A 13,419-nucleotide genomic window follows, 5' to 3' on the forward strand; every position below is an offset into this window, starting at 1 on the left:
TAACATATTTTTTAACATTTTTTAACATTTCCTCTCGTTTACCATGAATAGGTAGTTGAGAGAGTTGTTTAACAAATTTTTAACATAAAATTAAGAAAATTTAACAACTTGGTTGTGTGCTAAAAGAGGTTCATGATAACTTTGCGCCTGTAAAACCCACAAAAAATATTCAAAATGATGAAAAGAGCAATTCTCGTAATCATAATGATGATTTCAACTCTTGGTTTATATTCATTCAAATATAATACCAATGATGCTAAAACAAGTTTTGCATCGTTCTACCACGATAAATTTAACGGTAGAAAAACCGCAAGCGGTGAAGTTTTTGATAATTCAAAACTAACTGCTGCGAATATGAGATTACCATTTGGAACGCAAGTAAAAATTACTAACTTAAGAACAGGAAAATCTGTTGTAGTTAGAATTAATGACAGAGGTCCATTTCACAGAAGTAGAGCTTTTGATATGACTAAAGCCGCTTTTAATGAAATTGGTGATCATGGTTCTGGAACTATTCCTATAGAATATGAAATTGTCGATAACGATTAAAACCACCTGAAAAGGTGGTTTTTTTGTTTATAAAAAGATCTATTTTTAATCTTTTAGTTCAATATATACTGGACAATGGTCACTGTGTACCGCTTCTTTTAAAATCAAAGCTCTTTCCAATTGGTTTTCAAGGGATTTTGTGATGAAATGGTAGTCTAATCTCCAACCTAAGTTTTTCGCTCTAGAATTTTGTCTGTAACTCCACCATGAGAATTCTTGCTTATCAGGATGCAAATAGCGGAAACTATCAATCAAATTACATTCTTTTAGGAATTTTGTCATCCATTCTCTTTCCACAGGCAAAAATCCTGAAGTGTTTTTTAAACCTTTTGGATTGTGAATGTCTATTTCTTCATGACAGATATTGAAATCTCCACAAATCACCAAATTTGGTATTTCTTTCTGTAAGTTTTTAATGTATTCTAGAAAATCTTCGGCAAACTGAAGTTTAAAGTCTAATCGTTCAATATTAGAAGCACTCGGAACATACACAGAAAGCACCGAAAAATCCTCGAAATCTGCTCTTATAATTCTGCCTTCGTTATCGTAATGCTCAATTCCGCAACCGTATTCTACGTGTTTTGGTTCTATTTTGCTGGCAATTCCAACTCCAGAATAACCTTTTCTCACTGCAGAATGCCAATAACTTTTGTAACCAACTTTTTCCAGACTTTCGATGTCTATTTGGTCGTTTCCAGCTTTTGATTCTTGAATACAGATAATATCAGGATTTGCCACTTGCAACCAACCGATAAAATCTTTGGTAAAAGCAGCTCTAATTCCGTTAACGTTGTAAGAGATGATTTTCATATTTTTTATTTAACCACAAAAGAGACAAAAGAAAAGATGAGGTTTTAAAGAATTTCAAAAGGGGCAAAAAGTAATTGTTCTCTCTTTTTTTACTTTTGAAAAACTTATTTTCAATATATTCTTTTGTGCCTTTTGTGGTTTTAAAATTTTACTAGATTTCGATTCTATTTTTATAAAATTCTTCCGTTTCTTCCAGTAATTGATAAAACTCTTCCAAACTTAAAACTTGTAAAAATTTGGTTTTGAATTCTTTAAAATGAGAAATTCCACGGAAATAATTGCTGTAATGTTGTCTCATTTCAATCAAGCCCAATCTTTCGCCTTTCCATTCTGCGCTCCATTCTGCGTGTTGTTTCACGGCAAGAAGTCGGTCAAAAATAGTAGGTTCTGGCAATTTTTCTCCCGTTTCAAAAAAATGTTTGATTTCATTAAAAATCCAAGGATAACCAATGGCAGCTCTACCAATCATCATTCCATCACAAGCATATTTTTGCTTGTATTCTAAAGCTTTTTCGGGAGAATCAATGTCGCCATTACCAAAAATCGGAATTTCAATATTAGGATTTTGTTTAATTTTAGAAATATATTCCCAATCCGCTTCTCCTTTGTACATTTGACTTCTGGTTCTGGCGTGAATCGTCAACGCTTTAATTCCTGCATCTTGCAATCTCAATGCTACTTCTTCAATATTAATTGTATCAACATCCCAACCTAATCTCGTTTTCACCGTAACGGGAAGATGTGTAGAATTTACCACCGCCTTCGTTAAGCGAACCATTAAATCTACATCTTTCAAAACTCCAGCTCCAGCTCCTTTTGCAACCACTTTTTTCACAGGGCAACCGAAGTTGATGTCCACAATATCAGGATTTACCGTTTCTACAATTTTGGCAGAAAGCGACATCGCTTCTTCGTCTCCACCAAAAATCTGAATTCCTACAGGTCTTTCGTAATCAAAAATATCGAGTTTTTTCCTAGATTTCATCGCATCACGAATCAAGCCTTCAGAAGAAATAAATTCTGAATACATTAAGTCTGCGCCGTGTAATTTGCACAATCTACGGAAAGGAGGATCGCTCACGTCTTCCATAGGTGCCAATAAAAACGGAAAATCAGGAAGTTCTATGTTGCCTATTTTTACCATTTTGCAAAGGTAGTTTTTTTTGTAAAATCGTAAAGTTGTAAAACTGTAAAATCGTGAAACTGTTAAGTTGTTAAACTGTGAAATTGTAAAATCGTGAAATTGTTATTAATCAAATAAAAAAAATCCGATAATTTTTTTACAATATGCAACTTTATGAGCTGATTTTTGCTTTTCAACAAATAAACCATTTAACAGTTTTAAGATTTAATAAATTCACTGTTATTCTAAAGACTTATAAAATGAGTTTAATTGATTGGTAATTAATTCAGTTTTTTCTCTTAATTCAATATATTTTTCTTCTGAAATAAAATCTAAATCCCAAGAAAGAATTAGAAAATTAATGACTTCAATACTAGTGCTATATGCAATATTAATAAATTTAGATTTATCTTTATTGGTATTTCTTGAAACTCCTTCTGCAATATTAGCAGTGATACTTGTACAAGCTCGTCTAATTTGATTTGTAATTCCAAATCTTTCTTCATCAGGAAAGTTTTTGGTAACTTTATAAATTTCTTTGACCAATTTCCTTGCATTTTGCCATACTTCTAATTTCTCAAAATAAAATGTGTACATAGTTATAGTTTTTATAATTATTATTTGATTTTTCAGAACTTCATAACCCAAGATTAAACAGTTTCACGATTTTACAGTTTAGCAGTTTCACATTTTTACGATTTTACAATTTCACAACTTTGCAATTTCACAAATCAAAAACTCGCTCTCACTTGTACACTTCCAATATGAATTGTTCTTTCGCCAGAATTTCTACCTTCGTAATTCACGTTGAGTTGAAGGAAAGAGTTTAATGCTTGTTGAAGAATTACACTCCAAACTTGATTTTTGCCAGCTTTTAAACCATCGAGCATTTGATTTCCTACAATACTGAAAGCATTTCCCGTAAAATTGTTGTTGATAAAACTGAAATTTCCTCTAATAGACGTTTTTTTATTTTCCCATTGCACGGTTCCTGTTGCATCGAAGGTTTTTAGATATTCGTCGCCATCTTTTCGGTCTTTTATTTTGTAGGCGGTAGAAACTTCGGTTTGCATACTTTCCGAAAGTTTGTAAATTAATTTTGGCTTCGTTTCGTAGATGTTCAAAATGTAATCTCTCGTAGAAAATAATTGTGATGAAGATTGATAATTTTGCAACTGATTTTCCCAATCTGCACGGAGATTTTTATTAAACCAATATCCAAAATTGACCAAATGAGTTTGCGTATTTTTCTTTTCGATGCTGAAGTTGGCATTCACCAAATTTTGATTGTCGATGAAACGATAATTTCCGTTCCAACCAGACTTTTCGGTGGGATTGAAAAGTACAGAAAATAGCAAATTCTGATTTTTTAAGATTTGATTATTTTCGGTTTTAAATGGATTAAATTCTAAAACTCGGCCTTCTTTATAAAACGAATTTTGAGCGTTCAGCGAAATATTGAAATTCCAACGTTTCAAAAACTGATTTTCGGAGTTGAAAACGATAGAAGGATTCACAAAAAGGGAAAGTTGTAACTTATTTTTGTTCGAAGGAATGTATTTCACTGTGTTGGTATAAACTCTGATATACTGCGCCAAATCTACATATTCTGCAATTTCGAATTCATCTAATTGCTGAATTCCGTCGCCATTATAATCCGTCCATTTGTAAATTCCTTGCCCGTCTGTTACTTTCAGATACTGGAATTCTCGCTGCGCTTCTTGTCCGTTTCCGAGTTCATAAAACGCTTGCAAACGCATTCCGTTTTTGAAAAATTGTTGATTGTATTGAATATTTCCAATCACAAAATCTGAATTAAATTGCGTTTTTAATTCATTTTCGTAGAAAAATTTTCGGTAATGAACGAGTGTGGAAAGTTGCGTTTTTTCAGTTCTAATCAACTGACTTTCGAGCATCAATCCGAGAATGTTATTCATTTTTTTCAAAGAATTATCTCGCACAGAATCATTGGTTCTGAAATAAGATTTTGCCAATAATTTGGTGCGTAAACTGTCGCCAATTCTCTTTTGAAAAAAAACTTCTTTCCAAGAAAAACTCGTCACATCAAGTGTTTTGGTTTGGTTAAAATTCTTAAGATTATGCTCGAAGCTTCCGCCGAAGCTCCAACTTCCCTTTTTGCCCAAAATTTCAGTGGAAAAATTTCCTCTTGCAAATTGGGTGTCTTGAAAATCTGATGTGGTATTTAAGTAAGAAACATTTCCTCGGGTTTCTGTGTTTTTCTTTAAAAATTTAAAATCTAAATCGTTTTTTATGCCGTTATAGCTTTGTTTTTCGTTGAGGTAATTCAGTTTGTAATTGATAAAATTGCTGTTTTTCCAGCTGTTTAAAAAACTGAAAATCAATCTATTTTGAGTAATTTGGTTAAATTCTTGAGTTAAATTAAAATCTCTCGAAAATTCCACATCATTAATTCGGTCTAAAATATGAAACTGCGAAGAAATTCTCTGGAATTCTGCGCCAACTGTTCCGTTCCAATTGTTTTTGGTAAAGATTTTATTGCCGAAAATTCTTCCTGCAAAACCTGTATTTTGGTCGTTGTTTTTAGAAGAAAATAGATTGATGTCATAATGGCTTAATGAAAAATCTCCGCCAATTTTTCCTTTGTTAAAATTATATTCCGCACTTGTAGAAAAAACCTGCGATTTCTGCGGAGAAGGCAACTTTCTAAGTGCAGAATAATTGCCGTTTCCAGCGCCTACAAATTCAAAAACTCTTCCGTTATTGGTAGATTGTTTCAGTTTGTAATCTCCTTTTCCTGAGCCAAAATAAGTGAAAGAAACATTGTATAAAGTTTCAGTTTTGTCAGTAGAAAATTCGTAATAATTTCCTTGTGGATTTTGCACCAATTTGTACAAAATTTTGTTCACATCGTATTCTGTAACCACAGCAGAAGGAGCCAACATTAAGTCTTGATTGTTTCCTGCATTGGCAAGAATTTGCTCGTCTTCTTTAGATAAATTCAAGGAAAGTGGCGCTTTTTTATTGTCATTTTCGAGAAAAGCATCAAAGGAAAGTTTTAGTTTCTCTGTTTGATGTTTCACAGATGAAGTGACGATGAAACGGTTGTAGTTTCGGTTAGTGTAATTGTAGGAAATGGTGATGAAATTCTGTTTAAAAATGGGTCTGAAACTTGTGAACGTGATTTCTCCCGTGTTGTAATTAATGGTGTAATCTTGATTTTCGCCACGTTTCATCAAAATTCCATCAATAAAAACTTGTTCAGAACCGCTCAAAATGGTGATGAAATTTTCTCCGTTTTTTCCATTTAAACGATACGGCCCTTGATTTCCTTCTACACCTTGAAAACGAATTCTGTGAAATTCACTTCTGGCAACTCCTGCTGAAAAATCCAGAAAAGTTTTGTGGTCTTTCCCAAAATTCGTCTGAAAACCAATTCCCATGCTTCTGCGTTGATACTTTCCAAAGTAGGTTTGATCGTCTTGCAAATCGAGATGTCCTGCTTTTAAAATGCTTTTGTCTTTAATATTGAGTTGAAGGTAAATTTTATCAAATTCTTGCAAAGTCTGCGTATAACCATCCGCTTGAATCGGCAGATTATGGTCTGAAATGCTGGCGAGAATAGAAACATCTTTGCTGAGTTTCCCAGCAATTTGCATATCCATAGAAGATTGCACAGATTGCCCTTGGTTATTACCGAAAGTAATTCCTCTAATGATGGAACCTTTAGCATTTAAATCGCCTAAAATTTGTGAACGAGAATTCTTCTTGACGAGAACTGATTCATCGTAGAGAATTTTCTTTTCTTTCCAGACAAAATGGGCGGTATCTTTTTTAAAAAACTCACTATTAAGTTTTTTTGAAACAATAGAGTCTGTTTTTAGTGAATCTTGAGCAGGTAAATTAGGGTTTTTCCATGTGAAAATCTGTGCTTTTGCCCAAAAAGCACTCATTAAAATGAGTAAAAAAAGTAATTTTTTGGTCACCGAAATCTTTCTAAAACCGCTGTGTAAAAGTAACTAAAAAAAATAAGGATTATTGTGGAGAAAAAATTAATACATAATTAATAATGATTTACAGTTTATTATTAAAAAAAATGTAATTTTGAATTATTAATTTAAAAATAAAATATTATGAAAAAAATCTTTACTATTGTATCAGTAGCTCTTGCAGTTTCTGTGTCTGCACAAACCAATTTATTCAAAGGTTCTGATTTCAATAATTGGACTGACTTTACAAACGGTGTTACAGCTTCGGGATATTCAGTTAACGCAATTGCTACTTCAAGCCCAACTGGTGGTGTAGGTGGTAGCGGAGCTTTACTTTTAGGAAACAATACAGGAACAAGTAATGCTTATGTTTTTACATCAGGCGCAGATTTTAATATCGCAGGTGCTAAATATATTACTATAAAAGTGAAAGGAACTTCAGGTGGTGTTTCTTTTAATTTAGGTGAAGTCGGTAGTGGTAAAACTGGTGTTACTTATAACGTGCCAGCTGGAACTACAAGTGATGTTACTCTTACGAATAGTGGTTCTACCAACGATTATAAAGGTAGTATTAATGCAGCAAATTGGATTACAATTAAATTAGATTTAGCAGGTGTAGATATTGTTAACAATAAAGTATTCAGTCTTAAAATTCAGAAAGGTTCTACTAATGCTTTATATGTTGATGATATTCAATCTGATGCATCTTTAGCGGTTATTGATACAAATAAGTCTAAAACAACTCTAGTTAGAAATACTAAAGTAAATAATGAAATTAGTTTTGGAGAAAAAGCTAATGTAAAAATCTATAACGTAAGTGGATCTTTAGTAAAATCTGCTTCTGTTGAAAAGAATACTTCTCTTAATGTTTCTTCTTTACCAAAAGGAATTTACGTAGTAACAGGTGAAGTAAATGGTCAATCTGTTTCTCAGAAAATTGTTAAAGAATAATAATTCTTAGAAATAATAATGATAAAGGTTGCTCAATTGAGCAACCTTTTTTTATTTAATACCAGCCTCGTCTGAAATATCCAATCAGAGCGCCTATATTTAAGTTAAAGGTAAATCGTATTCTATTGCCGTAATCTTTGAACTTCGGTTCGAAACCAAGGCTTGATTGCATAGGGAAATAAACTTCTATAAAATCTGGAATGACCTTAAATTTAATGCCACTGTCCCAAATAAATTTAGGAGAATGCGCACGGTTCTTATATACTCCAAAATCTGCGTAAACGTCTATCATCTTCCAAACGTTGGCTTCTACATTATGCGTAATTAACCATTGGTCTACGGTTCCGTTAATATAAGATTTAAAACCTCCTTCAGCCATGATAAACTGTTGAGAAAGGATTCCGCTTATTGCACTTTGAGCTAATAGATTATAAGAGAAAGCGTAGTTGGAAACTTTAGAAATCCCTATATCGAAATTATTATTTCTGGTATGATTTCTTAAAAAATAACCGCCATACAATCGTAAGCTCAGTTTTTTATTTTTGGCATATTCTAGTCTGTAGTAGCTTTCTGCAGTAAGTTTTGCGTAATCTTCCATGTATTGGAAATTCCCGAAAACATACTTTTCTCTAATCACATTATTGTCTGAATACACGAAACCAAGATTCCAAATATTGTATTTAGCATAATCGTTTTCTGCAATCATTTTGGGGCTTAAATCTCTTTCGAAGAAATTGTAAGAAGCAGATAAGCTTCTAGAAATCTGACTCCTTGGGTTTTTGTTAAAAGACATTTGACTGGCAAAACTCATTTTTTTATAAGACAAACCAAAATCATAATTGAACTTAGCCGTAGAAAATTCTAAAGTAAGCGTTCGGAAGAAACTTTCCGCAGGCTGAATTTTATAGACTGCATTAAGAGAACCATTAATATCTTTACTTCCTGTACTGAAAAACGGCGAAATAAGATATTGAAACCTCTTGTCAATCAGTGATTTATTTTTAAATCGGATTCCCAATAAAAATTTGTCATAATTATTCCAACCGATTCCCGGACTAAGATAAACTTCGTTAATTTCTGCATTTGGATTGTCTGGAATGAGTTTAAATCTTAATTTTTTGGCATTGTCTTTAATTCCTTTGGTGTAAAGATAATTGTCTCTAAAATTATTTTCTGGGAAAGCATATAAATCATTAATGACAATTTTTACCGCTTCATTATCTGGAATCACATAACCACAAGAACTGTCCTGATAATTCGTGTCATACCAAAAAGTTTTTTTGCTGCCATCTTCATGGAAAGTTTCTAATTTAAAAGGAATATTCTGCGTTGTATTTTTAGAAACATTAATGTTGATGACGTTGTCTTTTCTCTCGAAATCATCGAGTTTAAAATTAATTCTTTGTTTTCTTTTGACGTATTTTTCTAAAAATTCAGAAGAGTAACCAGAAGCTACCGTGAGTTGGTCTAGAAAATCTCTTTTGTCTAATTCTGAAGTGTGATTTTTGGAGATATAACCTTTTAAGAAATTGTCAAAATAAGAAGTTCCCATTTTTTCGGCAATCAAGGTAAAAAGACTTCCTGTTTCGAACTGACTAATCGCCATTTCATTAAAATTACTTAAATCCGAAAATTTTTCGTCTATTTTTTGGTCAAGGTTTTGCGCCGTAATGTATTGATAAGCGAGACCGTATCTTTCAATCAACTTCAATCGAGAAGCAAATGATAGTTTTAAGGGTTTTATTCCCAGTATTTTGTAATCTGAAAGCGCGCCGAGAATTTTATGGTCTGGATAATTTTTTTTCAAATACTGAATTTCTAAATATGTTTTAAGTCCATTGGTAATCCAGTGATTTTTTTCTTTATCAGAAACAAATAATTGCTCTGCAACTTGCTGAGAAACAATGCTAAAATAATCCATATCTATTTTTTCGGCATCGGTAAACATTTGGAACTTAAATTTCCAAAATTTAATGTCATCATTTCCGAAGAAATCATTTTTGGACTTAAATTTTTCGCTGATGAAGATTTTTTCTGGCAAAAATCCCGTTTTTTCTTTGATGAAATGAAGATGAAGCGGAATGTAAAACGCTATCAATTCCTTTTCTTGCTCTGTGACAGTATAGCCCAATTCTACCAAATGTTTTTGTCCGTCTACGATGGTTTCTAGCTGATAATTTTTTTGGTCAGCAATCAGAAATTCTACATCTTTATTGAGTTTTCCTTCAAAAATATTGGGAGCAACTTCAGTTAAATTACTGCTGATATTTTGAGCGGAATTTTCAAATTTTACTCGGTAAAAAGTATTTACATTTACGTTTTCTTCTAAATCTTTGTAATATTTTTCAAGGAAATTATCTCGGTCAAAACTGTCTGGAACCAAGAAAAAATATTTGAGCAAAGTATTATTTTTCCCAATTCCATAACCTGTAAACTGAGCACTCGGCAAAATTACAGAATATTCCAGCGAAAGTTCAGTAAAAGCATTGGGAGCTAAAGGTTTTGGGAGTTTTATAAAAAGATTTTCATCATCTAAAACACCTTCATACGGTTTTTGGTCTATCATCAGATAAACCAATCTGCCTCTTTCATTGGATTTTGCGTAATATAAATCCTTTTTTCGGTCTTCTAATTTTCTTCTGACTAAAGGTGTATTTCTGCTTTTATAAGCAGCCGTGAAATTTTGAAGTTTAAGATGTGTTAGTTCACTCTCAGATTTGTTTTGATAATAGATTTTTTCTCTTACAGAAAGCGTTCCTGCTGAAATTTTTGCGTCAATAATGATGGAATCTTTTTGCGAGAAAGCAAAAAGATTAAGCAGTAAACACAGTAAAATGATGGTCTTCTTCTTCATTGATTTTAGAAAATCAAATATAGAGAGAAACTATTAAAATTACTTACATAAATCCGAAAAAATATTACATTTTATCAACAATTTTTGAATTTTATTGACAATGGATTTTGAGAATGATAATTCCTTTCTCGGATGAATATTTTCTTCGAAATAAATCGGAAGTTTTTATCTTTTTAAATTATAAAAAAGGCAATAGTAGATGCCAAATTCCCACAGTAAGGATAGATAGAGGAATTCCTACGGCAACCATCAAGTTGCAAAATTTAGGTTCTAAATCATGAGCCGAAGCAATAATCGCCGCTGTAATCATAGGTGCCATCGCGGCTTCTAAAATACAAATGTCTATTACGTCTCCATTTTGATGGAAAATATATTTGTAAATCACCAAAATAATGAGTGGCAAAAGAACTAGTTTGAAAAGTAAACCGATGAAAAGGTGAAATCCTTCTTTTTTCTCAATTTTTTTCCATTGCATTTGACTTCCTACAGAAACCAAAGCGAGTGGAACGGTAGTTGCGCCCAATTTCATTAAAACTTCGTCAAAATCTTTTGGAATTTCTATGGAGAAAATATTCAACAACAAAGCAATTACAAATGCAATAAATGGAGGAAATTTTAAAATTTTAGAAAGATGTTTGAGTAGAGAATCTTTGCTTCCAGAATAAAAATTGGCGACTAAAATTCCTACCGTAGAAAGAGCAACAAATCCAGGTTGGTCTACCAACATCACGGTTTTTAAACCTTCTTCTCCATACATTGCTTGAATTAAAGGAATGCCTACAAAAGAAGTATTTCCGAAACCTGCACACATAATTAAAGCGCCAATTAAAGAAGATTTCCAACCGAAAATTTTTCCTAATCCTGCAAAAAATAAAATCGCCGCAAAAATTCCTATCCAAACCACTAAAACGGGATAAATCACCGAACTGTTGAGTTCTATTTTTGAAATATAATACAGTGAAAATGCAGAAAGCGAAATGTTAATCACAAAAGCATTCAATGAGGTGTGAAAATTATCGGGAATTATTTTAGATTTTTTTAAAACAATTCCTATGATTAGGCAGACAAAAAGTAAAATTAGGTTGCTCAATTTCTTTAGCTAGACGTATAAATAAATCGATAAAAAGTGACAGAAACTCCCTGCTAAAACAAAAAAATGGAAAATAGCATGATTGAATTTTATTTTCTTAATGCTGTATAAAATAGCACCAATCGTATATAAAACTCCGCCAAGAATTAGGTAAAATACTCCTTTTTCATGTAAATGAGCAGTAAGATCTTGGAAATAAAAAACGATCAACCAACCCATCAAAACGTACATTGTTGTGGAAATAACTTTAAATCTTCCCGTGAAAAATAATTTGAGAATAATTCCTGTAAAAGCCATCACCCAAACCATCGAAAAAATAAGCCAACCCGTTTCTCCGTTTAAACTGACCAATGTAAAAGGCGTGTAACTTCCTGCGATAAGAACATAAATAGCAGCATGGTCGAAAACTTTGAGCTTAAATCTCTTTTGAGGTTCCTTTGAAGCATGATAAAGTGTAGAAGCGAGGTATAATAAAATTAGACTCACCCCAAAAATTGGGAAACTTATCATCATCCAGATGTTGTCTTGCTGAACCGCCTTAATGATTAATAGAACCAAAGCGATGATGCTCAAAAAAATCCCGAAAGCATGAGACCAAATGTTTAATTTTTCTTCGGTAGGCGAATAGAATTGTATGTTCGTTTTTTTCTCCATTTAGAGCGATTTTAGGTAGGCGTTCCAAGATTCTAACTTGTAGAGTTTTGCAGATTTTTCTACATTTTCGGCTTTATAAATTCCGCGACCTACAATTACGAAATCTGTATGTAAATTTTTGAAAACATGTTCTGGTGTATTGTACTGTTGACCTTTATCGTCTCCTTTGGAACTGATGTTTACACCTGGCGTAAAAAGTAAAACATTTGCAGGAACTTTATTTTGAGCTACACAGCCGATAATATTTGGATGTGTTTCTACTATTTTTAAAGCTTCTGTTCTGTAATTTTGGTCAGTAAGCGCACCTTTTGAAGACATAGAAAGAATGGCAATTACCCCAGAATTCATGAAACAATCAATGCTTTGATAGCCTGCAATCACGTGAGAAGTAACCAAATCTGCCCAATGCGAAATTTTATACATTCCGCCTCTGTACTGCAATTCCTGAGTATTCCCGATATCGCCAAATTTTCGGTCTTCCATCAAAAGGAAATTATGCTTGGTTGCTAAATCTTTTAGCGGAAGAATGGTCTTGTCACTATCAAAATCAGAAATAATGTCAATATGCGTTTTTAGAGCGACAATATGTGGCCCTACTTGTTCTGCAAATTCTAGCAACTCTTTGGTAGTGGTCACATCTGCAGAAGCGATAAGGTTAGATTGTTTAGAAATAGCAATTTCTAAGATTTTTTTGCCAACAGAATGTTCGCAATTTTCTAATTTTTGTTCGTAAGAAAGTCTTTTTTCTTCTTTGAATTCAATTTTGTTTCCTGCGATAAATTCATTAATTCTTAAAACTTCTTCTTCAGTAAGATGGTCTACTTCTTTTAAAATTTCTACCACTTCAGAAATGCTGAAAAGCGTATGAACATGATAACCTTTTTCTTGCAAAAGTTGCTTTCCGCCTTGTTCACGGTCTAGAACCACTACAATATCAGAAACTTTTAACCCTTCATTTTCTACTTCGGCGATGGTTTCTACCAAAGATTTTCCAGAAGTAATTACATCTTCTACTAGTAGACAGTTTTGTCCAGATTTATAAATGCCTTCAATGAGTTTTTTGGTTCCGTATTCTTTAGCTTCTTTTCTCTTGATAATCAATGGAATATAGCTTTCTAGAGACATGGCAGTTGCCATAGGTAATGCAGCGTAAGGAACACCGCAAATCACATCAAAATTATCTAAAGGAAGCATTTCTAAAAGATAATTGGCCAAATGTTTTAAGATTTTTGGCTCAGAAGCGAGAGGTCTTAAATCTACATAAAACGGGCTTTCGATGCCGGATTTCAATGTAAATCTGCCGAATTTTATAATCCCAAGTTTATAACATTCTAAGAAGAATTCTTTTTTACTTTCCATTTTACTTTTTTACTTTTTACAAAGGTAAGATTTTTATAAGTACGAAGAGTAAAGTTAAAAG

General features: G+C 32.6%; 10 protein-coding genes. 2 read left to right on the forward strand and 8 right to left on the reverse strand.

Annotated features, from left to right (window positions below; translation table 11 throughout):
* Positions 1-174 precede the first annotated feature (174 nt).
* Complete coding sequence (locus KKQ79_RS00585) at positions 175-549, forward strand: septal ring lytic transglycosylase RlpA family protein (protein WP_104792269.1); 375 nt, start codon at positions 175-177, stop codon at positions 547-549.
* A gap of 45 nt (positions 550-594) precedes the next feature.
* Here the strand turns inward: KKQ79_RS00585 and KKQ79_RS00590 are convergent, their stop codons facing one another.
* From KKQ79_RS00590 to KKQ79_RS00605, 4 genes are all read right to left on the reverse strand, one after another.
* A complete protein-coding gene (locus KKQ79_RS00590; protein ID WP_213188518.1) occupies positions 595-1,359 on the reverse strand; it encodes an exodeoxyribonuclease III in 765 nt (254 codons plus the stop codon).
* Positions 1,360-1,510: 151 nt separating this feature from the next.
* Complete coding sequence (gene dusB, locus KKQ79_RS00595; protein ID WP_213188519.1) at positions 1,511-2,503, reverse strand: tRNA dihydrouridine synthase DusB; 993 nt, start codon at positions 2,501-2,503, stop codon at positions 1,511-1,513.
* A 219-nt stretch (positions 2,504-2,722) separates the two neighbouring features.
* Positions 2,723-3,079, reverse strand: coding sequence for a four helix bundle protein (locus tag KKQ79_RS00600; RefSeq protein WP_213188520.1), 357 nt, complete (start codon positions 3,077-3,079; stop codon positions 2,723-2,725).
* Between the two features lie 134 nt (positions 3,080-3,213).
* The gene (locus tag KKQ79_RS00605) at positions 3,214-6,414 is read right to left on the reverse strand and encodes a hypothetical protein (protein ID WP_213190649.1); all 3,201 of its coding nucleotides are present in this window, start codon (positions 6,412-6,414) and stop codon (positions 3,214-3,216) included.
* Between the two features lie 180 nt (positions 6,415-6,594).
* On the opposite strand from KKQ79_RS00605, the gene KKQ79_RS00610 reads away from it, so the two are divergent.
* On the forward strand, positions 6,595-7,401 hold the full coding sequence (locus KKQ79_RS00610; RefSeq protein WP_213188521.1) for a T9SS type A sorting domain-containing protein: 807 nt from the start codon (positions 6,595-6,597) through the stop codon (positions 7,399-7,401).
* Between the two features lie 55 nt (positions 7,402-7,456).
* Here the strand turns inward: KKQ79_RS00610 and KKQ79_RS00615 are convergent, their stop codons facing one another.
* From KKQ79_RS00615 to pyrF, 4 genes are all read right to left on the reverse strand, one after another.
* Complete coding sequence (locus tag KKQ79_RS00615; RefSeq protein ID WP_213188522.1) at positions 7,457-10,255, reverse strand: aminopeptidase; 2,799 nt, start codon at positions 10,253-10,255, stop codon at positions 7,457-7,459.
* A gap of 178 nt (positions 10,256-10,433) precedes the next feature.
* The gene (locus KKQ79_RS00620; RefSeq protein ID WP_213188523.1) at positions 10,434-11,345 is read right to left on the reverse strand and encodes an AEC family transporter; all 912 of its coding nucleotides are present in this window, start codon (positions 11,343-11,345) and stop codon (positions 10,434-10,436) included.
* Positions 11,346-11,354: 9 nt separating this feature from the next.
* A complete protein-coding gene (gene trhA / locus KKQ79_RS00625) occupies positions 11,355-11,999 on the reverse strand; it encodes a PAQR family membrane homeostasis protein TrhA (protein ID WP_213188524.1) in 645 nt (214 codons plus the stop codon).
* The gene (gene pyrF, locus KKQ79_RS00630) at positions 12,000-13,358 is read right to left on the reverse strand and encodes an orotidine-5'-phosphate decarboxylase (RefSeq protein ID WP_213188525.1); all 1,359 of its coding nucleotides are present in this window, start codon (positions 13,356-13,358) and stop codon (positions 12,000-12,002) included.
* Positions 13,359-13,419 lie beyond the last annotated feature (61 nt).

This window comes from Cloacibacterium caeni (assembly GCF_907163125.1).
Taxonomy (GTDB): Bacteria; Bacteroidota; Bacteroidia; order Flavobacteriales; family Weeksellaceae; genus Cloacibacterium; species Cloacibacterium caeni_B.